This window comes from Phycobacter azelaicus (assembly GCF_014884385.1).
In the GTDB taxonomy this organism is placed as follows: Bacteria; Pseudomonadota; Alphaproteobacteria; order Rhodobacterales; family Rhodobacteraceae; genus Phycobacter; species Phycobacter azelaicus.
Map to the genome: position 1 here is coordinate 3,627,639 of NZ_WKFH01000003.1, position 24,131 is coordinate 3,651,769.

The window sequence follows — 24,131 nt, forward strand, 5'->3', positions numbered from 1 at the left end:
GCCAAAGTCACGGCGTCTCCTCCAGTGTCTGCTTGGCCTTGTCGAGGATACGTTTCGCCTCCGATCCCTGCAATTGCGCGATATCGTCCTGGTATTTCAGGATCGCGCCCAATGTGTCGGCAATCACCTCGGGGCTAAGGTCGATCACATCGAGCGCCAGCAGGCAATTGGCCCAGTCGATGGTTTCGGCCACGCCCGGTTTCTTGAACAGATCCTCGGTCCGCAGGGTCTGCACAAAGGCGACCACCTCGCGGCTGAGCTGTTCTGCCGCCTCGGGCACGCGGGCGCGCAGGATCTCCACCTCGCGGATGAAATCAGGGTAATCCACCCAGTGATAGAGGCAGCGCCGTTTCAGCGCGTCATGCACCTCGCGGGTGCGGTTGGAGGTCAGGATCACGATCGGCGGCTCGGGCGCCTTGATGGTGCCAAGCTCTGGGATGGTCACCTGAAAATCGCTGAGCGCCTCCAGAAGAAACGCCTCGAACGGCTCATCGGTGCGGTCCAGCTCATCTATCAGCAGCACTGGCGCGCCGTGTTCATCGGGGCGCATGGCTTCCAACAGGGGCCGCTCGATCAGGAACTCATCGGAAAACAGCTCGGTCTGAAGGGCCGCGCGGTCGGCGCCCCCAGCAGCCTCGGCGGTGCGGATTGCCACCATCTGCGCGGCAAAGTTCCATTCATAGACCGCGCTGGCGGCATCGAGCCCTTCATAGCATTGCAGGCGGATCAACCGACGGCCCAGCGCCGCCGACAGCGCTTTGGCGATCTCGGTCTTGCCAACGCCTGCCTCGCCTTCGAGAAACAGAGGACGTCCCAGACGCAGAGACAGGAACACCACAGTGGCCAGCGCCCGGCCGCAGACATAGCCTTGCTCTGCCAGCATCTTTTGCACCTGATCGATGGATTGCGCCTCTGTCATGCCTTGCCTCCCCGCTAGCTCGCCCCAAGAGGCCACGGGGGCAGCGCGCGGTCAAGGCTGGTCTGCCACCGTTCTTTGCGTGATGATTTCGGTTGTTGGGCAACACTTCGACAAGGGTTAACGCCTATACCCGTGGCAATGATTGACGCAATGCCCCTGCCCTGCCATGGATCTTGGCAACAACAAAAGCCCCGACCGCGACAGGCACCTGAGCGGAAACGAGTGGCATATGCAGGCGACAAGGCAACAGATCGGATGATGTGCCACGGACCAACACAGCCCGGCAGCTCGCGCCGGGACACCGCCGGGACAGCGTGGGGGGATGCATGATGCGCATCACCGCCGTCACCTGTGTAAAGAACGAAGGGCCGTTTCTGCTGGAATGGATCGCTTTCAACCGGCTGATCGGCGTCAGTGATTTCCTGTTCTATTCCAATGATTGCAGCGATGGCACTGACAGATTGCTGGATTCGCTGGCCGCGCGGGGGCTGGTGCAGCACCTTCCGAACCCGGCCGAGGGGCGCAATTACCAGATGGAGGCGCTGAAGGATGCGCGCCGCCATGACATCATCACTAAGGCCGACTGGGTCTGGGTTGCCGATGTGGACGAATTCCTCAACATCCATGTGGGCGATCACACGATTCCCGCTCTGATCGAAGCCTGCGGTGACCCCCAGGCGATTTCGGTCAGCTTCCAGTTCTTTGCCAATGCTGGCATTGAGGCCTATGAGGATCAGCCGGTCATCAGCCAGTTCACCCGATCCCATAACCCCGACATCTGGTGCGCCGACCGGTCCATTGAGGTGAAGACCCTGGTGCGCCAGGACTTCCCACTGCAATACTACGGCGCCCACCGACCGTTCTTTCGCAAGGCGCTCGCCAAGGACAGACGCCCCGCCTGGACGGATGGCGCGGGGCGGCAGGTGCCGTTCAAGTTCCTTGTGGCCGCAAACCGGGATCGCATCCGGAAATTCCCCGCCAAGGGCGCCCGTGCCTATGCCACGCTCAACCACTATGCGCTGCGGTCTTTGGACAGCTACTTGGTCAAGAACGACCGGGGCGATGTGAACCGTGAGAACCGCACCTTTGACGATACCTACTGGCGCGAGCGCAACGACGTCGCCTACGAGGATCAGTCGATCCAGCGACATCTGCCCGCACTGAAAGCTGCACTGGCAGAATTGAAATCCGATCCCGAAATCGCCGCCTTTCACGACGAATGTGTACGCCTGCACCGGGAAAAACGGGATCAGTTGCTGACCCAACCTACCTATCAAGCGATGCGCGAGCAGTTGCGCGCCACGCCAACCCTGCCCCCGCAGGAAGAAGCGCTTTTGCGTGACTTGGGCCTTTGGGATCAGGAGACAGCCCAATGAGCCTCAAGGTCATCAATCTGGGCCTGCCGAAATCGGGCACCACGACCCTGGGCAAGGCGCTGGCGCAGGCGGGCTATACCGTCGCGGACCACCGCTTGCGTGACCGCGAACAGGACAAGCCCGGCAAGCGGCGTATCTTTGTGGGCAGCCTGTTGTACAAGGGGTTCTACGAGCGCGGCGATCCCATGGCCTACTTGCAGGAGTATGATGCGCTGTCCGAGATCAGCTTCATCCACGGCAAATTCTCGGTCTGGCCGCAGTTCGATTTCGCGCTTTTGAAGGTTCTGAAGGACCTCAACCCGGATCTGAAGTTCATCGCCACCCGTCGCGACGCACAAAGTCATTCGCGTTCGATCATGGCCTGGAACAACCTCGGCACCGCGCGCCTGCCCGCCAGTACGGTACCCGGCCTGCCGATTGGATACGGCAAGACGGCTGAGCAACAGATGATCTGGATCGACGGCCATTACGAGGCGCTGAAACACTGGTTCCGAGAGGATCCTGACTACCTGGAAATCAATGTCGCCGATGCCGATGCGCAAGAGCGCATCAGCACCTTTCTGGGACGTGATCTGCCTTGGTGGGGCAAGGCAAATGTGAACAAAAAGGCCGGAACTTAGGCGATGCGCATCCTTCTTCATATCGGCCTGGAACATGTGGGAGCTGAGCGTCTGCAGAAGGTGCTGGCGCACAAACGCGACCAGCTGCGCGGCAAGGGCGTGCTCTTTCCCACCGCCCCTGGCGGCAGCAATCACACCCGGCTTTTCATGGCAGCGACAGACCCGGAGCACGTGGACCTGTTGCGCGCAGCGCGCGGATTTGCCGACCCCGAAAAACAGGCATTTTTGCAGGAAAAACTGAGTGAGGATCTGATCCGCGAGGTGGAGGCTGCGCGGCCCGATACGTTGATCCTATCCGCCTTACAACTGGGCACGCGACTTTCTCGCCGCAGTGAGTTTGAGCGCCTGCGGGATATGCTGACACCTCTGTCGAAAGACATTCGCCTCGTTGCGCAGATTGATGATCCCGCCCGCCTGCTTGCGCGGACCTACGGCGCGCAGGTGCTGACAGGGCGCGCGGCGCCCCTATCGCGGGACCTGGAGCTTGCCAAAGCCGCAGACTGGTGGCTCGCAAGCCTTGGCACCCGGCCAAAGTGCGCACCCGCAGCCGGGATTTACGAAGAAACGGACGGGGCACCCTTCTGGCTTGATTTCGCAGGCCTGCAGGCGCGCTGGGAAGCCGTCTTTGGCGTCGGCACGCTCGCGTTTCGGTCCTACGATGAGGCACGAATTTACGGGTCCGAGGCAACCGAAGAGCTGCGCGAGATGTTCGAAATCTCCCCGCAGATCGGGCGTTCCAAACCGGTAAAGGTGCCTCCTGCGCCGCCCGCCGCCTGGATCACTCGCGCCCGGCAGCTTAACGCCCTGCTTGATAGACACGCGACACAAAAAGGCAGCGTGGTGCCACTCAAGATGCGGCAGGCCTTTTTCAATGAGATACACGTCGAAGGCGATCCAGTTTCGCCGGAGAGTTTGGGCGCCATCCGCGCGCGCTTTGCCAATGCAAACGCTGCCCTTGTGGCGCAGCACGCGGGTCTGCGCGCCGAGAGTTTCCCTGAAGGTGCTAGCGAGAATTGCTGGAAAGAAGCCGACCCGCAGATGGGCTTTCGCGCATCGCAGTACCTGACAAGCTTCCTGCCCCATATCGAGGCGGCGAACACGGCGAGGCAGCCTGCACAGACAGCAGCCACGACAGCAAAACCCAGTGACAGCGCCCAAAAAGTGATGACGCCACTGGCGCTGAAGAATTTTGAAATGCTGCAGGGCTCACCGTTCAGGCCTCACAACGACATGGGCGCGCTGGACGAGACCGCGCCCGCCGATCCCTATCCCGAAGTGCGCCGCCGCCCCCTGCCGGAAGGCAGCAGTGGCACTGTCATCGTCGGCTGCATGAAGAACGAGGCGCCCTATATCGTCGAGTGGATCGCCTATCACCGCGCCATCGGCGTGGACAATTTCCTGATCTATACCAACGGCTGCGAGGATGGCACCGCCGAGATCCTGGACCGGCTGCAGGAAATGGGCGTGCTGCAGCACCGAAACAACGATGATTGGCGTGGCCAGTCTCCGCAGCAGTTCGCCCTGAACCAGTCGCTCAAAGAACCGGTGATCCAAAACGCAGAATGGATCATCCATATCGATGTGGATGAGTTCATTAACGTGCGCTGCGGAAATGGCACCTTGCAGGACTTCATCGACCGCGTACCACAGGCCACAAACGTGGCGATGACCTGGCGCCTGTTCGGCCACAACGGCGTGACGGGCCTGAACGATGATTTTGTAATCGGCCAGTTTGATGCCTGCGCGCCGAAGTATTGCCCCAAGCCGCACACCGTCTGGGGCTTCAAGACCATGTCCAAAAACACCGGTGCCTATCAGAAACTGAGCTGCCACCGCCCCAACAAGCTGCAGGACGCGATGCGCGATCAGGTGGCCTGGGTGAATGGCTCGGGCCGCGACATCACGCGCGAGGCGATCGACAACGGCTGGCGCTCATCGCGCGCCTCTGTCGGCTATGATCTCTTGCAGCTCAACCATTACGCGCTGCGTTCGGCCGAGAGCTTTCTGATCAAACGCCAGCGCGGGCGGGCGCTGCATGTGGATCGCTCCATTGGCCTCAACTACTGGATCCGAATGGATTGGAACGACCACAAGGATAACACCATCCAGCGCAACCTGCCGCGCCTGCGCACTGAGTTCGACCGGCTCATGGCGGATGAGACCTTGCGCAGCTGGCATGAAAAGGGTCTTGCCTGGCACCGCGCCAAGGCGGAAGAGTTGCACGGGATGGAGGAATTCGAGACCCTTTACAGACAGGCGCTTGAGGTCAAGCTGAGCGCAACCGAGCGCGTCGCCTATGCGCTGGCGCTGGATATGGAGAGTTGAACAGATGACCGCCGCCGCGACTGCCCAACCCGTACTGACCTGCCTCGACATGCGCTTCCCACTTGATAAGGCGGTCCTGCCGCCCCGCGCGCGCAAGCTGTTGCGCACTGGCGCCTATGAGGCGAAAGAGGCCGTCGCCGCGCAGAAGCTGATCCGCAAGGGTGATGTGGTGATGGAGCTGGGCGGCGGCATCGGTTTCATGTCCACCCTTGTCGCAACGAAAACACCCGCCCGTGCAGTGCATGCGTTTGAGGCCAACCCTGCGCTGATCCCCTATATCCGCCGGGTCCATGCCCTGAACGGCGCCGGGACAGCGCGGGTCACCCATGCGGTTCTGGGCGAGCGGGACGGCACCGCTCCTTTTTATGTGCGCCCCAATTTCCTCGCCTCCTCCCTCAGCCCGATGGAGGATGACAGCCCCGAAGTGACCGAGGTCGAGGTGCCGACGCTGGACATGAACCGGGTGATGTCCGAGCTGAAACCCAGCGTGCTGATCTGCGACATCGAAGGCGCAGAGGTGGATGTGCTGCCCAAGATGGATCTCTCCTCTCTCAGGGCCGTACTGATCGAAACCCATCCGCAGTGGATCGGCAAGGACGGCATTCGCAGGGTCTTTAACTGCCTTGATGCCGCCGGATTGGTCTTCTTTCCGCGCTGGTCGCACGGCAAGGTCGCCGTGTTCCGCTCTGACTGGTGATGTGATGCGGTTCCTGGCCATTCTCTCAGTGCGCAACGAGGCGGCTTTCCTTCTGGAATGGCTCGCCCATCACCGCGCGGTGGGATTCACTGATTTCCTTGTCTTTTCCAACGACTGTCAGGATGGCACCGACAGGATGCTGGACCGGCTGGATGCGCTTGGCCACCTTACCCACCTGCGCAACGAAGGCCCCTACGGCAAGGGAGGTATCCAGTTCACCGCCATGAAACTGGCCGATAAACACCGGCTGGTGAAAAAGGCCGACTGGATTTTAGCGTTGGACATCGACGAGTTCGTCAATATCCACGCCGGGCGCGGCACGCTGAACGATCTTCTGGAGGCCCTGCCGGATGCGGATGCCATCACCCTCACCTGGCGGCTGTTCGGCAATGCCGACACCCCACGCTATGAAGACCGCCCGGTGACAGAACAGTTCACCCGCTGTGCGCCCCAGGTGATCCACTGGCCCTGGCGCGCGGCCATGTTCAAGACGCTGTATCGCAACAACGGCACCTACCGCAAAACCGGCGTCCACCGCCCGCGCGGGGTACGCGATGAGGCGGCGCTGAACGCCTATCGCTGGTTCGACTGCGAAGGGCGCGAGCTGGGGCAGGCCTTCAAGACAAAGCGGCTGTTCTCCGACTATGGTCAGCCCAATCACCGGCTGGCCCAAATGAATCACTATCCGCTGGGCGCCATGGAAAGTTATGTGCTGAAGGCCGAACGAGGACGGGCGGTACACACCGATCACATGCTAGGCATGGATTACTGGGTCGAGCGGAATTTCAACACCGATGAGGACACCTCCATATCCCGCTACGCTGCGGCCCGCGATGCAATTCGGGCCATGTTTCTGGAAGACGGAAAACTTGCGCGCCTGCATGAGGAAGCCGTTTCCTGGAGACATCAACGATTTCGGGAGTTGATGCTGGAAGAGCCCTATCGCGCCCTGTTTTCGCGCCTTCTGATGACGCCGCCCTCGCGCCCGATCAACGCGGTGACCGCACGCACCCTCACCGGGTTTGCCCTTTTGGGCCGCCGGGAAGAGGTTCGGCGTCTCGAAGAGAACGCGCCCAAGGCGGCGGAAAACTAGGTGCTCCCGGTCATCAGAAGCGCAGTGCCATGCCGCAAACTGGCATGAGTTTTTCTCAATTTTGCCCCATTTCCGGGCTATCCCGATCCCAAAGCATCCGCCGAAAAAGCTGCGGAGACAAAAGGGCATAGGCATGCAGGACAGCGCATACACGCTTGAGACGGACCTTTCCGGGCTGAAACCAGCCGAATGGAAAACCCGTCTTGCTGCGCTTAGCGAAGAACTTGGTCTGTTCCAGCCCCTTGGCATGCGTCACTGCGCCTCCTTCATCGACGAAGGCAACACGCTTCTGGTCACCTTCGAGACAATTCAGGGCATTCAGAACCTGTCAGACCTGGCCCAACCCTTGGGATTTGATCTGGTGCGCAATCTCGGCTGGTCACATCTGTGCCTGATCTCCGACGGGGATACCTGGTTCCGCGATGACCAGGTCTACGCCTTTTTCGACCAGTTGGTCGACGACGGTTTTTTCGAGGAATTCGACAAGGTCGTCTTCTACGGGGCTGGCCCCTGCGGCTATGCCGCCTGCGCCTATTCCGTGGCCGCGCCCGGCGCCACCGTGGTTGCCATCCAGCCTCAAGCAACGCTTGATCCCCGCATGACCGAGTGGGACGAGCGGTTTGTGGAAATGCGCCGCACCTCGTTCACCGATCGCTACGGCTATGCCCCGGATATGCTGGATGCGGCCGATCACGCCTTTATCCTTTACGATCCCTATGAACGCCTCGACGCCATGCACGCGGCGCTTTTTGCACGCTCCAACGTCACCCGGCGTCGGCTCCCCAATTTCGGCGATGCAGTGCAGACCCGGTTGATCGAGATGGAGATCCTTTATCAGGTGATCTCCATGGTCGGCTCGGACAAACTGAGCAACGAGGCCTTAACGCGCCTCCTGCGCGCGCGGCGCAACAACCCCGCCTACCTGCGCAATGTGATGGCGCTTCTGGACAAGACCGACCGGCCCTACCTGATGACGCTTCTGTGCCGCAATGTCGCGGCGCGGCTGCGCGCGCCCCGGTTCCGCCAGCGGCTGCAGAACCTGCGCCAGCGGGCGGCTGATGGAGATTTCACCCTGCCGCCCGAAGCCTAGCGGCAAAGGCGTCGGTGCCGCTTCCCCTTTGCACGCCCCTGTGCTAACGCAGCGCCATGACCAACACGCTCACCCTCACCCGCCCCGATGACTGGCATCTGCATCTGCGCGATGGCGCCATGCTGCAGGCTGTTCTGCCCGAAACCGCCCGCCATTTCGCCCGCGCGATCATCATGCCCAATCTGGTGCCGCCGGTGGTCACAGGCGCGCAGGCCGCGTCCTACCGTGATCGCATCATGGCGGCCCTACCCGGCGAGATGAGCTTTGAGCCTCTGATGACACTCTACCTGACCGAGGATACCGATCCGGATGATGTGGCCGCCGCCCATGCCTCAGGCCTTGTGAAGGCGGTCAAGCTTTACCCGGCAGGCGCCACCACCAATTCGGCCTCTGGCGTGCGCGATTTCGACAAGGTGCGCCCGGTGCTGGAGAAGATGGCCGAGATTGGCCTGCCGCTCTGCGTGCATGGTGAGGTCACCGACACTGACATCGACATTTTCGACCGCGAAGCGGTGTTCATCGAGCGTGTTCTGGACCCGGTGCGCCGCGCCACCCCCGGCCTGCGCGTCGTGATGGAGCATATCACCACCCGCGACGGCGTGGACTATGTGAAATCCAATGCGGCAGACCTCGGCGCGACCATCACCACCCATCACCTGATCATCAACCGCAACCACATCCTGGTGGGCGGGATCAAACCGCATTACTACTGCCTGCCCGTGGCCAAGCGCGAAGAGCACCGCCTTGCGCTGCGCGCCGCTGCCACCTCGGGCGATGCGCGCTTCTTCCTTGGCACGGATTCGGCGCCCCATACCGACCCCAACAAGGAAAGCGCCTGCGGCTGCGCCGGCTGTTTCACCGCCACCAACACCATGGCCCTTTTGGCACATGTGTTCGAGGAAGAGGACGCGCTGGACCGCCTGGAAGGGTTCGCCTCGAAACACGGCCCCGCCTTCTACCGCCTGCCGGAAAACGCCGAGACGATCACGCTTGTGAAACAGGACGCCCCGGTTGCCTTCCCTGAGAAAATCGAAAGCGGCGAAGGCCCCGTAACCGTCTTTGATCCCGGCTTCCCGGTCTACTGGACCGTCGCCTGATACATCTCCCGGTGCGCCCCAGCGCCGGGATCCGTCCCTGATAGAGGTCTGCCCATGATCCCCTCCTCCTACCCGTCTGCCGAAGAAATCGCCCGCCTGTCCGCCCGGATGCTGCTCGAAATCGGCGCGGTGAACTTCAACACCGAAACGCCCTATACGCTGGCCTCCGGTCTGCCGTCGCCCAGCTATATCGACTGCCGCAAGCTGATCTCCTTTCCGCGTATCCGCTCCACGCTGATGGATTTCATGACCGTTACGGTGATGCGCAATGCGGGCTTTGAGGCCTTTGACAATATCGCAGGCGGCGAGACGGCCGGCATTCCCTTTGCCGCGCTGGTGGCCGAACGCATGGCGCTACCGATGACCTATGTGCGCAAGAAACCCAAAGGATATGGCCGTAACGCCCGTATCGAGGGCGCGATGAGCGAGGGGGAGCGCGTGCTGCTGGTCGAGGATCTGACCACCGATGGCGGCTCGAAACTCTCTTTCGTGGATGCGATCCGCGAGACCGGCGCGACCTGCGGGCATACGGCGGTGATCTTCTACTACGACATCTTCCCCGAGACGACCAAAACGCTGGGCGATCACGGGGTGGAACTGCATTATCTTTGCACCTGGTGGGACGTGCTGGCCGAGGCCCGCGCGCAAGGTGCCTTCAGTGCCGAAACGCTGGACGAGGTGGAGACGTTCCTCAAGGATCCCCGCGCCTGGCAGGATGCGCATAAATCCGCCTAAAGCCAGCGCGGCTGTCAGCCATGCAATCGGGGTCGGATCAGCCCCCGATTGCCGGAAGGACAGGCCGCAGGGCGCCCAGCCCTTTATTTAGAGGCGCGCTCATGTCATGCTACCGGATATAGCGCGCCGCCCGCGCTTCCGGATCCGCATCGGAAATCATCAACAGGCGCCGGGCAGTTCTCCACAGTCTGCCCACAGCGATTTCCAGATGGCTTTCGCCTGGCGAATTGCCCTATCTATTCGGACCGACTGAAGAGAGCCGCGATGAACGAATTGACCCCTTTCGACGGAGACCAGCCCCCTGCCCCGATGCCGGAACCCGAAACCGGGCAGCCCGCCAGCGGCATGGAGGCAAATGAGCTGCCCCATTCGGTGGAGGCCGAACAGCAGCTTCTGGGCGCGATCCTGACCAATAACGATGTCTATGACCGGGTCGCCTCGATCATCAACTCCTCGCATTTCTACGACCCGGTGCACGCGCGCATCTATGAAATCGCTGCCGCACGGATTTCCAAGAACGCGCTGGCTTCGCCGGTGACACTCAAGGCCTTCATGGAAGATGACGAGGGCCTCAAGGAGCTGGGCGGGCCGGCCTATCTGGCAAAACTTGCGGGCGCGTCGATCTCGGTCTTTGCGGTGCGCGATTATGCGCAGATGATCTATGATCTTGCGATCCGGAGGGAGCTTATTGCCCTGGGCCGATCGATTGCAGACAAGGCCCGCCGCGTCGATGTGTCGTCCGAGCCTAAAGAGCAGATCGTCGAAGCGGAACAGTCGCTCTATCAGCTGGCCGAACAGGGCCAGACCGAAAGCGGGTTTAAATCCTTCCTCAAGGCCGTCACCGAAGCGGTTAATGTCACCAACGAAGCCTACCAGCGCGGCGGCGGCATGGCGGGGATTTCAACCGGGCTGGCGGATCTCGACAAACAGCTGGGGGGCCTTCATCCCTCGGACCTTCTGATCCTGGCCGGGCGCCCCTCGATGGGGAAAACCTCGCTCGCGACCAACATCGCCTTCAACGTGGCCAAGGCCTATAAACGCGGCGTCAAGCCTGACGGCACCGAAGGCGCCGTGGATGGCGGCGTGGTGGGTTTCTTTTCCCTCGAGATGAGTGCCGAACAGCTGGCGGGCCGGATCTTGGCCGAAGCGTCCGAGATTTCCAGCCACAAGATCCGCCAGGGCGACATGACCGAAAGCGAATTCCGCCGCTTCGTGCAGGCGGCCAAGGATCTGGAAAGCTGCCCGCTGTTCATCGACGACACGCCTGCCCTGCCGATCTCGCAGCTGGCGGCCCGCGCAAGGCGCCTGAAGCGGACCCATGGCCTTGACCTTCTGGTGATCGACTATCTGCAGCTTTGTCGCGGCATGTCCGACAACCGGGTGAACGAGATCGCGGAAATCTCGATGGGGATGAAGGCCATCGCCAAGGAACTCAACATCCCCGTGATTGCTCTCTCGCAGCTCTCTCGTCAGGTGGAAAGCCGCGATGATAAGCGCCCGCAGCTCTCGGATCTTCGGGAATCGGGCTCGATCGAACAGGACGCCGACGTGGTTATGTTCGTGTTCCGCGAGGAATACTACAAGGAACGCGAAAAACCCGGCGATCACGAGCTTGACAAGATGGAGGAGTGGAAGGCCGCGATGGAGCGCCTCCATGCAAAGGCCGAGGTCATCGTCGGCAAGCAGCGTCACGGTCCCATCGGCACGGTGGAACTGTCATTCGAGGCGCAGTTCACCCGCTTTGGCAACCTCGCCAAGTCCTGGCAGCAGCAGCCGGACGGCTACGAATAACCTCCCATCCGTAAAGGGCAGCACATGGGCATCCACGACGTCATGCAGGCCTACAAACGGGTTTGGGAGGCGCAGGATTCCGAAGGCTTTGCCGCGCTGTGCACCCCCGACGGGCAGTATTGGAACACACCCTTTCAGGTGCAGACCGGCCCGGAAGAGCTGGCCCGCTACTGGGACCGGATCAAGCTGCAGCAGGATATCTGCCTGACCCCCAGCGTGTTGGCGGAAACCCCGGCGGGCGGCATCGGCCATTGGAATGTCACTTATCAAGTTGCAAGCGAAGAATTATTCCAGATCTGGGCCAAATCCACTGGCACCGGCCTGCCCGACCGCCAGCCCGGCGATCCGCTGCCCCGGATGGAGCTGGACGGGATCCTGGTGGCGGAGCTAAACGATCAGGGCCTTGCCGCCTGCGTGCGGATCTTCTGGCATTCCAACGCCACCATGCCAAAGTGATACCTGGCCACCGGCAAGACCGCGCCATGCAGAGTGCAACACAGCCGCGCGGCAGCGAATTCCACTTGACCCCTGCGACGCGCATGTCATGAACAGCACATGAGCACGCCACGACTGACAATCAATCTCGATGCGCTGGTGACCAACTGGCGCAATCTCGACGCAAAGACCAACTGCGAAACCGCCGCAGTGGTCAAGGCGAACGGATACGGCCTCGATGCAGGCCGCGTCGCAACCGCCCTGGCCAAGGCCGGAGCGCGCAATTTCTTTGTGGCCGTGGCCGAGGAAGGCGTGGCCCTTCGCCGCGCCCTGGGGCCGGGTCCCGGCATTTCGGTCTTCTCTGGCCACATGGAGAATGATGCGAAACTGCTGCGCGAGTTCCAGCTGACCCCGATGCTCAACTCCCTCGACCAGATGCTGCGCCATTTCGAGAGCCTGCCCGGCCACCCCTTTGGCGTGCAGCTCGACAGCGGCATGAACCGGTTGGGGATGGAGCCCGGCGAATGGGCTGCCGTGCGCGATATTGCCCTGGGACAGAACCCGGTTCTCTTGATGTCGCACCTGGCCTGCGCAGACGAGCCGGATCATGCTATGAATGCCCAGCAGCTCAAGGCGTTCCAGGAGATGACCGATGGGATCGAGCTGCCGCGCTCGCTCTCGGCCACCGGCGGCATTCTGCTTGGCCCCGATTATCACTTCGATCTCTGCCGTCCGGGCATCGGCCTTTACGGCGGCCAGCCCTTTGGCGATGCCCTGCCCGTGGTGCAGCTTGACCTGCCGGTGATCCAGGTCCGCGACCTGATGCCCGGCGAAACCGTCGGCTATGGCAACACCTGGACTGCCACCCGCCAGAGCCGCATCGCGACGGTCGCGGCAGGCTACGCCGACGGGCTTTTGCGCGGCATGACCAATGGTGGCATTCAGGCCTATGCAGGAGACACCCCCTGCCCGGTTGTTGGTCGGATCTCGATGGACCTCATTACCATCGACGTGACCGAGCTTGGCGAAGACCCCGCCGCGCTGACCCTGTTGAACGAGATCCAGACCGTCGACACCCTTGCCGATGCGGCAGGCACCATCGGTTATGAGATTCTAACTTCGCTTGGCCATCGCTACAGCCGGAGCTACCAGGGATGAACCCCATCGCGCTTCTTGCCCGCGTCGGCCGCCTGGCGCTGGATTGGCTTTCAGCCATCGGTCGGGTCGCACTATTTGCGCTCTCCACACTCACCCACATGCTGCGACCGCCGTTTTATGGCCGTGAGACACTTACCGCCTTGTTGCACATCGGCTGGCTCTCGCTGCCGGTGGTGGGCCTGACCGCGATCTTCACCGGCGGCGCGCTGGCCTTGCAGATCTACGCCGGCGGCGCCCGTTTCAACGCCGAGGCCGTGGTGCCCCAGATCGTCGCCATCGGCATGGTGCGCGAACTTGGCCCTGTTCTGGTCGGCCTGATGATCGCCGCGCGCGTCACCTCTTCGATCGCGGCCGAAATCGCCACCATGAAGGTGACCGAGCAGATCGACGCGCTGGTCACGCTCTCGACCAACCCGATGCAATACCTCGTCGCGCCCCGCGTTCTGGCGGCCTTTGTCACCGTGCCGCTGCTGGTCGGGATCGGCGACATCATCGGCATCGCGGGCGGCTATGCGGTTGCCGTGCACAACCTCGATTTCAATGCCGCCGCATACCTCAAGAACACCGTGGATTTCCTTGAGCCGCTCGATATCATTTCCTCGCTGGTGAAAGGCGCCGCCTTTGGCACCCTCGCTGCGCTGATGGGCTGCTACTACGGCATGCAGTCGGGCCGCGGCGCCCAGGGCGTGGGCCGCGCCACCAAGGGCTCCGTCGAGGCCGCCGCCGTGCTGATCCTCGCCGCTAACTTCCTGCTGACGGGGGCGTTCTTCTCGGTATGATCAAGCTCGACAACGTTTATAAGGCCTTCGGCTCCAACCAGGTCCTGCGCGGCATGACGCTGGAGGTTCCCAAAGGCACCTCCATGGTGATCATCGGCGGCTCCGGCACCGGCAAATCCGTGGCCCTAAAATGCATCCTCGGCCTCATCAAACCCGACAGCGGCAGCATTCTGGTGGACGGTAAACCGGCAGATAGCGGCGACCGCGATGCCTTTTTGGCGCGTTTTGGCATGCTGTTTCAGGGAGGAGCGCTGTTTGACTCGCTACCCGTCTGGCAGAACGTCGCCTTCCGCCTGATGCGCGGCGCGCTGAAACGCCCTGCCGAAGAGGCCCGTGAAATCGCCATCGAGAAACTGCGCCGCGTTGGCCTGAAACCCGATGTGGCCGACCGCCTGCCCGCCGAGCTGTCCGGCGGCATGCAGAAACGCGTGGGCCTGGCCCGCGCCATCGCTGCCGAGCCGGAAATCATCTTCTTTGACGAGCCCACCACGGGCCTCGATCCAATCATGGCGGGGGTGATCAACGATCTGATCCGCGAGATCGTGGTCGAGATGGGCGCCACCGCCATGACCATCACCCACGACATGACCTCGGTCCGTGCAATCGCCGACAATATCGCCATGCTGCATGACGGCGTGATCAAATGGACCGGCCCCGTTTCTCAGATGGACAATTCCGGCGATCCCTACCTCGACCAGTTCATCCACGGCCGCGCGGAGGGTCCGATCGAGGCGGTGCGGTAGGCCATGACCGATGATTGCCTCGAAGCATACGGGCTGATCGGCAGGCCCTTGCCCCCGTACTTCTATCTAATGGCATATCTTCTGTACGCACTGCCGATTGCGGCAGGAGTAGCACTTCTTGCAAAACGGCTGACGGGACAGACCTCGAAACGAGTCTGTATCGGAATCATCTCAGCCGTCTTGTGGACTGTGCTGCTCATCGGTCCACTAGTAGTTCCGAGTTATCGCTCCAGAGTTATCCCACTTGAGATCGGCAGTCTGATATTGCTCCTGTTGTTCCTAAGTGTGATGTACGACTGGACGATCCAGGCTGTCCGCAGTCGGATGCGCCCTTTCCTTTGGGATGCTATCGCCCTGTTGATAATCCTTGCCATCCCGATAGTCGGCTATTTGAGCTATCAGGCCCCTCAACCAGCTTTTTGTGACGAGGCCCAATCAAGGACGGATTAGAGACGTCTCATTGACCGTCGTGTGTTGAACCTTATCCTTTGCCGACGCGGAAACACGCCCCCAGACCAAAACTGCGGTCGATCAGCCCAGAGCACCTTTCCCCTTACAAAAAGGAGGCAAAAGGCACACATCTAGGCAAAGCCACTGAGTCAGAGCCCCATGATCCTCCGCTTCGCCACCCTCTCGCTGCTGATCCTCTACCCGATCGCCTGGTTCGCGCCACTGATGCGTGCGGGCCTTCTGCCGCTGTTCGGCCTCAGCGAGATCAGCGTCATCACCGGGTTGCAATCCTTGTGGGGTAGCGATGTGGTGCTGGCGCTGCTGGTCACTTTCTTCGCCATCTTCGCCCCCTACCTCAAGACAATCGGCCTTGCCCTGGTGCAATGGGGCTTCCTCGATCCCCGCGCCCAGCCCGTTCTGCACATCCTCGGCAAACTCGCCATGGCCGATATCTTCCTCGTGGCGCTCTACATCACGATTGCCAAGGGCATCGGCTATGTGACCATAGAAACAGGCTGGGGCCTCTACCTTTTCTCCGCCTGCATCCTCGCCTCCATCGCGCTTGGCCTGCTGACACAACGCCACATGCGATCACATCCGGGTCAATGACGGCGCGCAGGCGCCGCCTTGCGCAGCAAGGTCGCAGATCATTGACGCGGATGTGATCCCCCTACACTCGAACTCGCGCATTCAGGGCAAACCTGCCCCTAAATCGCGTCTCAGCAAATCCTTTTCGCCGCGCCAGCGGCGGCACCGCGGCAGCGGTGCTTTCCTGATTCGGCGGCACCGCGGCAGCGGTGCCGGGCCCAACGGGAGCGGATCCCAACAGGGATCCAGCGACGGGCGGGAGCGCCTGTTTCCCGACTTGAACAAACCCTGAACATCAGGCAGAACATCCCCATGGCAAAATCATCTTCCTTCTCCTGCTCGGCCTGTGGCGCCAGCTTTTCCAAATGGTCCGGCCGCTGCGAAGGCTGTGGCGAATGGAATACCATCACCGAGGACAAAGGCCTCTCCACCGGCGGGCCGGCAAAAAAAAGCCTCGGCGCGCGGCGTGGGCGCACCATTCCCCTCACCGATCTTGCAACCGAGGAAACCCCGCCCCCACGCAGCCATTCGGGCGTTGGTGAACTCGACCGCGTCCTGGGCGGCGGGCTGGTGCCTGCCTCCGCAATCCTGGTCGGCGGCGATCCCGGCATCGGCAAATCGACGCTTCTTTTGCAGGCCGCGGCGCGCTTTGCCAAGGCGGGGCTCAAAACCGTCTATGTCAGCGGCGAAGAGGCCAGCGCCCAGGTGCGCATGCGGGCGCAGCGCCTCGGGCTGGCACAGGCGCCGGTGAAACTTGCTGCCGAAACCAACCTGCGCGATATCCTGACCACTCTGGAGGCGGAAAAACCCCAGCTTGCCATTATCGATTCCATTCAGACCATGTGGGCCGATCACGTGGACAGCGCGCCGGGCTCCGTCAGCCAGGTGCGCGCCGCTGCTCACGAGCTGACCACCTTTGCCAAGACCAACGGCATCTCCATCATCATGGTTGGCCATGTCACCAAGGAAGGCCAGATCGCGGGCCCCCGAGTGGTGGAGCATATGGTCGACACCGTCCTCTATTTCGAGGGCGAGCGCGGCCACCAGTTCCGCATCTTGCGAGCCGTGAAAAACCGCTTTGGCCCGGCAGATGAAATCGGCGTCTTCGAGATGACCGGCGGCGGTCTGGCCGAGGTGGTGAATCCTTCAGCCCTGTTCCTATCGGAGCGCGGTCAGCCCTCGCCCGGCTCGGTGGTCTTTGCCGGCATCGAAGGCACCCGCCCCGTTCTGGTCGAACTTCAGGCGCTGGTGGCCCCCTCTCCGCATTCACAGCCCCGCCGCGCGGTGGTGGGCTGGGATTCGTCCCGCCTTGCCATGATCCTTGCGGTGCTTGAGGCGCGCTGCGGCATTCCTTTCGCCGGGCTTGATGTATATCTTAACGTCGCCGGCGGCATGAAGATCTCGGAACCCGCCGCCGACTTGGCAGTCGCCGCAGCCCTTCTCAGCGCCCGTGAAGATACGCCGCTTCCCGCTGATACGGCAATATTCGGAGAAATCTCGCTATCTGGTGCCCTCAGACCTGCCCCGCAGACAGAAAACCGGTTGAAAGAGGCGCAAAAACTTGGTTTCACCTCAGCCATTGCCCCCGGTGGCGGCAAATCCGTATCGGTCAAGGGCATTGCCCAGCGCAAGGTGAATGACCTGTCCGGATTTGTTGGCGAATTCTTTGGGGCAGGCTAAGGTCGCCAAAAGACTTTCACTGTGGGCTAACGGGCGAGGGACATGGAAGGTTTCACAATTATCGACGGGGTCGTTGCCCTGGTCATCGTGGTATCGGCATTGCTGGCCTATTCGCGCGGGCTCGTGCGCGAGGCCATGGCGATCGCCGGGTGGGTCGTGGCCGGCATCCTTGCGTTCATGTTTGCTCCGCAAGTCGAACCCCTCATGGCCGAGATCCCGGTAGTAGGCGAATTCATCGCCGACAGCTGCGAACTTTCGATCATCGCCGCTTTTGCCGCGGTCTTTGCACTGGCGCTGATCGTTGCCTCTTTCTTCACGCCGCTTTTCGCCTCGCTGGTGCAGCGCTCGGCTCTTGGCGGGCTGGACCAGGGCGCGGGCTTTTTCTTCGGTGTGTTGCGCGGCATCCTTTTGGTGGCGATTGCCTTCTTCCTCTACAATGTCGTCATGACAGGGCAGAGCTTTACAATCGTTGACGAAAGCCGCTCTGCTGCGGTGTTCGAACGGATGATCGGCAAGATTGAAGAGCGCAATCCCGAAGAGGTTCTTGGCTGGGTCACACAGCAATACGAGGCTCTGATCGGCGCGTGTGAGGGCTGACGCATACAGCGCTCCAGACAAAGACAGGATGCAAGGAGCGCCACTTTGGCGCTCTTTTCTTTTGTTTCCGGGGGCTTAAAAGCAGATCCCCTCCTGCCGCCTTACGGCAAACGTCTCAGCGTCAGACACGTCATCGCGCGATTCGCAGCTATCCATAAGCAAAGAATCGCGAACCGTGACCGTTTACGGCAAGTTCACGCTGACAAGGGCCAAAAGTTAACAAAACCTCATTCGCCACCGGAAATTGGTTAACAATCCAGGGAAAAATCACGCATTTGTCCCCGAAAATTTGCCCTAACTCGAAATTGGCGCACCCTTGCCCCATTTTCGGCCAAATTCGAAGGCCAATTAGATCCAACGACAGGCAGAAAGCCGCTCGCTCTCAGAAGGGACACGAAAATGTTGCTGGATCACTTCAACTCTTTTACCGACTACCAGCCGGTGGACATGCTGTTGGATTTTTCCCTGTTTCAAAGCACGTCCCTGCTGACCTCTTCCTTTGACGCAGAGCCTCTGCGTCCTCGCGAAGGCGGGTTCCTGCCCTCCACTCTGGTCGAGACAGACCGCGGCTTTGTGCAAGCCCGTGACGTCAAGCCTGGGGACATGATCTATACCTTCGATGGCGGCGCCCAAGAGGTCAAAGCCATCCGCCACGCGGTCCCGCGCTTGACCACGTTGATGCATGTGCCCGCCGGCGCGCTTGGCAATGACACCGATCTTCTGCTGCCCGCCGATCAGACCGTCGCACTTGAATTGGACGCAGCCGAGCGCCTGTTTGGTGTGCCACTGATCACTGCAAAGCTGGTGCATCTGACAGGCTACAAGGGCATCACGGCCTCCGCGCCGGAAAGCATCGGCCGTATCCACATCACCTGCGAAGAAGAAGAACTCATCTGGGCCGAAAGCGGCATGCTGGTTCTGTCCGGCGAAGGTGGCACGGACGGGGCATTTTGCGAATTGTCCCTGACCGAAGTGCGCCAGGTCCTGGCCAGCGAAGAAGGCCGCGCCCTGTCGCACACCGGCATGGGCCACGAAGACGCGCGCTACCCTGCCCCGTTTGACGAGATTTTTGCACCCGCGCTGGCGGCATAGTGAAAGATGACGGGATAACAGGCAAACCCGCATAGCGAGCAGCAGCAACTGGGTGTACAGCCCGAGGGGCACAAGGTCAAAGGACCGTGCCCCTTTTTCATGCGCGACAAATCCGCCTTTACCGATTGTAATGTGATCCTTTGATGACATCCCGGTTTTAAGGCACTATGTGAGGGCCATCACCCATTCCCGGATTCGGAGCCACACGCCTTGCCGATGCCGCAGATGCCCCCCGCCCATCCTTTTGACGACGACAAACTGCGCGAAGAGTGCGGCGTGTTCGGCGTCGTAGGCGTCAAGGACGCCGCAAATTTTGTTGCTCTCGGCCTGCACGCGCTGCAGCACCGCGGACAGGAAGCGGGCGGCATCGTCTCCCACGACCCTGTCGAAGGCTTCAACAGCGTGCGCCGCTTTGGCTATGTGCGCGACAATTTCACCTCGCAGGATGTTATGGCCACGGTGCCCGGCCCATTGGCCATCGGCCATGTGCGCTATTCCACCGCCGGATCGAAAGGCCAGACAGCGATCCGGGATGTACAGCCATTCTTTGGCGAATTCGCAATGGGCGGCGCGGCCATTGCCCATAATGGCAATATAACCAATGCCAACGCCCTGCGCCGCGAGCTGATCGAGCGCGGCTCGATCTTCCAAAGCTCATCGGACAGCGAATGCATCATTCATCTGATGGCCCGTTCCATGGGCCGGTCGATCCCGGACCGCATGGAAGAAGCGCTGCGCAAGGTCGAAGGTGCCTTTTCGGTTGTCGCCATGACCCGCACCAAACTGATCGGTGTGCGCGATCCCCTGGGCGTACGCCCGCTGGTGCTCGGCAAGATTGGTGAGGGCTATGCGCTCAGCTCTGAAACCTGCGCGCTGGATATCATCGGCGCCGAATTTATCCGTGAGATCGAACCCGGCGAGATGGTCGTGATCAACGACAAGGGCGTGGAAAGCCATTTCCCCTTCCGCCGCCAGCCTTCGAAGTTCTGCATCTTCGAACATGTCTATTTCTCGCGCCCCGATTCGATCCTTGGCGGCCGCTCGGTCTATGAAACCCGCGAAGCGATTGGGCGGGAACTTGCCAAGGAAAATCCGGTCGAGGCAGACCTCGTATGCCCGGTACCAGACAGCGGCACGCCCGCCGCCATCGGTTATTCGCTGGCGTCCGGCATTCCCTATGCGATGGGCATTATTCGCAACCAGTACATGGGCCGCACCTTCATCGAGCCGACCGAACAGATCCGCAACATGGGTGTACGCCTCAAGCTGAACGTCAACCGCGCCCTGATCGAAGGCAAGCGGGTGATCCTTGTGGACGACTCGGTTGTACGCGGCACGACGTCCCGTAAAATCAAGGAGATGATCCTGGATGCCGGCGCCAAGGAGGTGCATTTCCGCATTGCCTCTCCACCGACCGCCTGGCCCTGTTTCTATGGGGTGGACACGCCGGACCGCGACAAGCTGCTGGCCGCCACGATGACCGAAGAGCAAATGGCCGAACACCTGGCCGTCGATAGCCTCAAGTTCATCTCGCTCGATGGCCTGTACCGCGCGGTGGGTGAAAGCACAGGTCGCGATACAGCCTGCCCACAATACTGCGATGCCTGCTTCTCGGGTGAATATCCCGTGACCCCGTCGGATATGATCGAACGGGGGTTTGAAATGAAGGCCGCGGCAGAGTAAGAGGACGCCAGGCACAGTCAGGGAGGGCGCTGATCCGCGGGATCGGCGCCCTTTCCTTTGGCTATCAAAACTCGATCACGACGAAAGGCCTTTCCTTGGACGCCCACCTTGCCCGAATGCTGACCTCTGCGCGCACCTGCCGCTGTTGTGGCGCCACCTTTGCACAACTGCTCAGCCTCAGCTGTGACAGGCCGGATTCCTGCCCGGACGATCTGGTGGTTCAGGACAATTCGGCCGTTCTGACGGACCGGGGCGACGTGCTGACCGAGGATTTCTGCCGCATCGGTGATCTGCGCTTTGTGCGCGCGGTCCTGGCGCTCCCGATTGAGGCCAGCCGCGGGGCCGAGTTCATCCTGGGCACCTGGGCCAGCCTCAGCGTGGACGATTTCGACGCCTATCTCGACCTGTTCGAGATGCGCGAGATGGAAAGCCTCGGCAGCCGCCCTGCCTGGCTGGCCAATTCAATCCCGCCCGAAAGCGGCGCGCCGGTTGCCTGCATGCTGCATATGCGTCCCGAGGGGGAATATCCCGAACTGCAGGTCTCCGAACCCAATCACCCCCTGGCCCGCCTCCAGCAGAACGGCTTGCAACTGGAAGAGCTGCTGGAACTGCTCTATGCCTATGGGCACGACCTGCCGTCGCTGGTCTACGATGCCTAATCGCCGCAGGGGGCATCGCGCCCCGCTGCTCCTCTTGACCCTTCCGGCCAACGGCTCCAAAAGGCTGCCATGACACAGAAACTCGCTCTTATCACCGGCGCATCGCGCGGCCTTGGCGCCGCCCTGGCAGAAGCGCTCGCCCCGACGCATCACATCGTGGCCGTGGCCCGGACCACCGGCGCCTTGGAAGAGCTTGATGACCGGATCAAGGCAAAGGGCGGCAGCGCCACGCTTGCCCCCATGGACATCACCGTTCCGGAAGCCATGGCCACCCTGTGCCGCGGCATTCATGATCGCTGGGGGCAGCTTGATCTGTGGCTGCACACTGCGATTCACGCAGCCCCGCTGACCCCGGCCCCCTTTGTCGCAGCAAAGGATTGGGAAAAGTCGCTTGCCGTGAATGCAACCGCGACTTCGGTGCTGATCCCGTATGTGGCGCCCCTGCTTAATCAGTCTGGCCGGGCGGTGTTCTTTGATGATCCGCGCGCGGGTGAGAAGTTCTTCGGCATCTACGGCGCAACCAAAGCCGCGCAGATCTCTTTGGCGCGCAGCTGGCAAGCCGAAAGCGCCAAAACCGGCCCCGAAGTTCTGGTTCTGGAACCCAAACCGATGCCTACCGCCCTGCGCGCACGCTTTTACCCCGGCGAAGACCGCGAAAGCCTCACGCCCGTACAGGACGAGGCCGCGCGTCTGATGCCGCTGATCCTGGGCTCTCAATAGCCTCGACCTTCGCAGATCAGCAAGCCCGAAGCGCTGCGGCACCCTCTCTATCGCATCACAGATTCGCGGTTCGGCCTTGGGCCGGACGCCGCAAAGTTGGCGCGGCGCGGATGCACCATCGGGGGCCGTTGCCCCAGATCCGCACGCGTCATCCTGCCACGCCGAACTGCGCGGGGACATCCTTTGGATGCCCCCAAAGCACCTAAGGGTGGGCAGCTTAAAGCTGTGGCACCTATGCCCCGCCAGCAAGATAGCAGAACGCCCGCCCGTGAAAGGCTTGCTCCAGTATTTTCAACGTCCTATTCAGATCAGAACACCAAATCGGTAGCCAGGGGGACCTATGCGCATTCTCGTGACCAATGACGACGGTATCAATGCACCGGGGCTTCTGGTTCTTGAAGCCATTGCCCGAGAGGTCGCAGGCCCGGAAGGGGAAGTCTGGACTGTGGCGCCCGCCTTTGAGCAATCTGGCGTTGCCCATTGCATCAGCTACACACGCCCCTCCATGCTGAGCCAGCTTGGCGAGCGGCGCTTTGCGACCGAAGGCTCTCCGGCGGACTGTGTCCTGGCCGGGGTGCATGTGGCGATGGAGGATGTGGTGCCCGACCTCGTCCTGTCAGGTATCAACAGGGGCAATAACTCGGCTGAAAACGCGCTTTACTCGGGCACACTCGGCGGCGCCATGGAGGCCGCGCTGCAAGGCATTCCTGCCATGGCCCTGTCGCAGTACTATGGACCTCACAATGCCAATCTCGACAACCCGTTCGAGGCGGCCGCGGAACATGGCGCCGCCTTGATCCGGGATATACTCAAGGCAAGCCCTCAGGACGCCGCCGGTGACTACCGGCTGTTCTACAACATCAATTTTCCGCCCGTTCCCGCCACCGCCGTCAAAGGCGCAAGGGCTGTTCCCCAAGGGCTTCGGGCCGGTCCGCGCTTTTCGGCAGAAGAGCAGCTTTCCCCCAACGGTCGGCGCTATGTCTGGATCAAAGGCGGCGATCAGCACGTACACACCGCGCCCGACACCGATGCTGCCGTCAATCTCGAAGGCTTCATCTCGGTCACGCCCATGCGCGCGGATCTGACCGCGCATGATGCGCTCCAGGCACTCAAGGTTCTTGAATGACAGGCCCTGATCCCGAAACAAAGATGCAGTTCCTCTTTGCGCTGCGTTCGCGCGGGGTGACGGACGCGCAGGTTCTGGACGCAATGGAACAGATCGATCGCGGCCCTTTTGTGCGCGGCATCTTTGCTGATCGCGCCTATGAAGATACGCCCTTGCCAATCGCATGTGGCCAGACGATTTCCCAGCCTTCGGTCGTTGGGTTGATGACGCAAGCGCTGCAGGTCTCGCCCCGCGATACGGTGCTGGAGGTTGGCACGGGTTCGGGGTACCAGGCCGCGATCCTGTCGAAACTGGCGCGCCGCGTTTACACGATTGATCGCCACGCCCGGCTGGTGCAGGAGGCACGTGGCCTTTTTGAGGCCCTGAGCCTGCCGAATGTCACCTCGCTTGTGGGCGATGGCAGCCACGGCCTGCCGGATCAGGCGCCCTTCGACCGTATCATCGTGACCGCCGCAGCCGAAGACCCGCCGGGCCCGCTTCTCGCCCAGCTCAAACCCGGCGGCATCATGGTGGTGCCCGTGGGCCAGTCGGATACCGTGCAAACCCTGATCCGGGTGCGTAAAACCGAGGCCGGGCTTGAGTATGATGAGTTGCGCCCTGTGCGCTTTGTTCCCCTGCTTGAGGGTTTGGGCAAAGATACATAGATGGAGCACCATGAAGACGGCAGACCGTGATCAA

Annotated in this window: 23 protein-coding genes; 22 read left to right on the forward strand and 1 reads right to left on the reverse strand. The window is 61.6% G+C overall.

Features of this window, described 5'->3' with window-relative positions; translation table 11 throughout:
• Positions 1-7 precede the first annotated feature (7 nt).
• On the reverse strand, positions 8-919 hold the full coding sequence (locus tag INS80_RS18430; RefSeq protein WP_192967012.1) for an AAA family ATPase: 912 nt from the start codon (positions 917-919) through the stop codon (positions 8-10).
• A gap of 329 nt (positions 920-1,248) precedes the next feature.
• Here INS80_RS18430 and INS80_RS18435 point away from each other — a divergent pair, with 329 nt between their 5' ends.
• The 22 genes from INS80_RS18435 (at position 1,249) to INS80_RS18540 (ending at position 24,097) form a co-directional block, all read left to right on the forward strand.
• Positions 1,249-2,295: a glycosyltransferase family 2 protein gene (locus INS80_RS18435; RefSeq protein ID WP_192967013.1), complete on the forward strand. Its 1,047-nt coding sequence runs from the start codon at positions 1,249-1,251 to the stop codon at positions 2,293-2,295.
• Positions 2,292-2,915: a sulfotransferase gene (locus INS80_RS18440; RefSeq protein ID WP_192967014.1), complete on the forward strand. Its 624-nt coding sequence runs from the start codon at positions 2,292-2,294 to the stop codon at positions 2,913-2,915. Before INS80_RS18435 ends, INS80_RS18440 begins: the two co-directional genes overlap by 4 nt.
• Before the next feature lie 3 nt (positions 2,916-2,918).
• Positions 2,919-5,240 carry a glycosyltransferase family 2 protein gene (locus INS80_RS18445; RefSeq protein WP_192967015.1) on the forward strand — a complete coding sequence of 774 codons (2,322 nt, stop codon included), beginning with the start codon at positions 2,919-2,921 and terminating at the stop codon, positions 5,238-5,240.
• Positions 5,241-5,244: 4 nt separating this feature from the next.
• Complete coding sequence (locus INS80_RS18450) at positions 5,245-5,937, forward strand: FkbM family methyltransferase (RefSeq protein ID WP_226892671.1); 693 nt, start codon at positions 5,245-5,247, stop codon at positions 5,935-5,937.
• Between the two features lie 4 nt (positions 5,938-5,941).
• The gene (locus tag INS80_RS18455) at positions 5,942-7,030 is read left to right on the forward strand and encodes a glycosyltransferase family 2 protein (RefSeq protein ID WP_192967016.1); all 1,089 of its coding nucleotides are present in this window, start codon (positions 5,942-5,944) and stop codon (positions 7,028-7,030) included.
• A 133-nt stretch (positions 7,031-7,163) separates the two neighbouring features.
• On the forward strand, positions 7,164-8,120 hold the full coding sequence (locus INS80_RS18460; RefSeq protein ID WP_192967017.1) for a phosphoadenosine phosphosulfate reductase: 957 nt from the start codon (positions 7,164-7,166) through the stop codon (positions 8,118-8,120).
• 56 nt (positions 8,121-8,176) lie between these two features.
• The gene (gene pyrC / locus INS80_RS18465; protein WP_192967018.1) at positions 8,177-9,217 is read left to right on the forward strand and encodes a dihydroorotase; all 1,041 of its coding nucleotides are present in this window, start codon (positions 8,177-8,179) and stop codon (positions 9,215-9,217) included.
• A gap of 54 nt (positions 9,218-9,271) precedes the next feature.
• Positions 9,272-9,952, forward strand: coding sequence for an orotate phosphoribosyltransferase (locus tag INS80_RS18470; protein ID WP_192967019.1), 681 nt, complete (start codon positions 9,272-9,274; stop codon positions 9,950-9,952).
• Between the two features lie 264 nt (positions 9,953-10,216).
• Positions 10,217-11,743, forward strand: coding sequence for a replicative DNA helicase (locus tag INS80_RS18475; protein ID WP_192967020.1), 1,527 nt, complete (start codon positions 10,217-10,219; stop codon positions 11,741-11,743).
• A 24-nt stretch (positions 11,744-11,767) separates the two neighbouring features.
• Positions 11,768-12,199 (forward strand): YybH family protein, encoded by a 432-nt coding sequence (locus INS80_RS18480; protein WP_192967021.1) that lies wholly within the window; start codon positions 11,768-11,770, stop codon positions 12,197-12,199.
• 99 nt (positions 12,200-12,298) lie between these two features.
• Complete coding sequence (gene alr / locus INS80_RS18485) at positions 12,299-13,336, forward strand: alanine racemase (RefSeq protein ID WP_192967022.1); 1,038 nt, start codon at positions 12,299-12,301, stop codon at positions 13,334-13,336.
• A complete protein-coding gene (locus INS80_RS18490) occupies positions 13,333-14,115 on the forward strand; it encodes an MlaE family ABC transporter permease (RefSeq protein WP_192967023.1) in 783 nt (260 codons plus the stop codon). Before alr ends, INS80_RS18490 begins: the two co-directional genes overlap by 4 nt.
• Positions 14,112-14,858: an ABC transporter ATP-binding protein gene (locus INS80_RS18495; protein ID WP_192967024.1), complete on the forward strand. Its 747-nt coding sequence runs from the start codon at positions 14,112-14,114 to the stop codon at positions 14,856-14,858. The genes INS80_RS18490 and INS80_RS18495 overlap by 4 nt, the downstream gene beginning before the upstream one ends.
• A gap of 609 nt (positions 14,859-15,467) precedes the next feature.
• Positions 15,468-15,917 carry a paraquat-inducible protein A gene (locus INS80_RS18500; RefSeq protein WP_192967025.1) on the forward strand — a complete coding sequence of 150 codons (450 nt, stop codon included), beginning with the start codon at positions 15,468-15,470 and terminating at the stop codon, positions 15,915-15,917.
• A 291-nt stretch (positions 15,918-16,208) separates the two neighbouring features.
• Positions 16,209-17,576 (forward strand): DNA repair protein RadA, encoded by a 1,368-nt coding sequence (radA, locus tag INS80_RS18505; protein WP_192967026.1) that lies wholly within the window; start codon positions 16,209-16,211, stop codon positions 17,574-17,576.
• A 42-nt stretch (positions 17,577-17,618) separates the two neighbouring features.
• The gene (locus INS80_RS18510; protein ID WP_192967027.1) at positions 17,619-18,173 is read left to right on the forward strand and encodes a CvpA family protein; all 555 of its coding nucleotides are present in this window, start codon (positions 17,619-17,621) and stop codon (positions 18,171-18,173) included.
• 399 nt (positions 18,174-18,572) lie between these two features.
• A complete protein-coding gene (locus INS80_RS18515; protein WP_192967028.1) occupies positions 18,573-19,265 on the forward strand; it encodes a Hint domain-containing protein in 693 nt (230 codons plus the stop codon).
• Between the two features lie 225 nt (positions 19,266-19,490).
• Positions 19,491-20,948 carry an amidophosphoribosyltransferase gene (gene purF / locus INS80_RS18520; RefSeq protein ID WP_439650960.1) on the forward strand — a complete coding sequence of 486 codons (1,458 nt, stop codon included), beginning with the start codon at positions 19,491-19,493 and terminating at the stop codon, positions 20,946-20,948.
• Positions 20,949-21,064: 116 nt separating this feature from the next.
• Positions 21,065-21,607 (forward strand): DUF2199 domain-containing protein, encoded by a 543-nt coding sequence (locus INS80_RS18525; protein ID WP_192967030.1) that lies wholly within the window; start codon positions 21,065-21,067, stop codon positions 21,605-21,607.
• Positions 21,608-21,676: 69 nt separating this feature from the next.
• On the forward strand, positions 21,677-22,327 hold the full coding sequence (locus INS80_RS18530; protein ID WP_192967031.1) for an SDR family NAD(P)-dependent oxidoreductase: 651 nt from the start codon (positions 21,677-21,679) through the stop codon (positions 22,325-22,327).
• 340 nt (positions 22,328-22,667) lie between these two features.
• The gene (surE, locus tag INS80_RS18535) at positions 22,668-23,453 is read left to right on the forward strand and encodes a 5'/3'-nucleotidase SurE (RefSeq protein WP_192967032.1); all 786 of its coding nucleotides are present in this window, start codon (positions 22,668-22,670) and stop codon (positions 23,451-23,453) included.
• The gene (locus INS80_RS18540; RefSeq protein WP_192967033.1) at positions 23,450-24,097 is read left to right on the forward strand and encodes a protein-L-isoaspartate(D-aspartate) O-methyltransferase; all 648 of its coding nucleotides are present in this window, start codon (positions 23,450-23,452) and stop codon (positions 24,095-24,097) included. Before surE ends, INS80_RS18540 begins: the two co-directional genes overlap by 4 nt.
• Positions 24,098-24,131 lie beyond the last annotated feature (34 nt).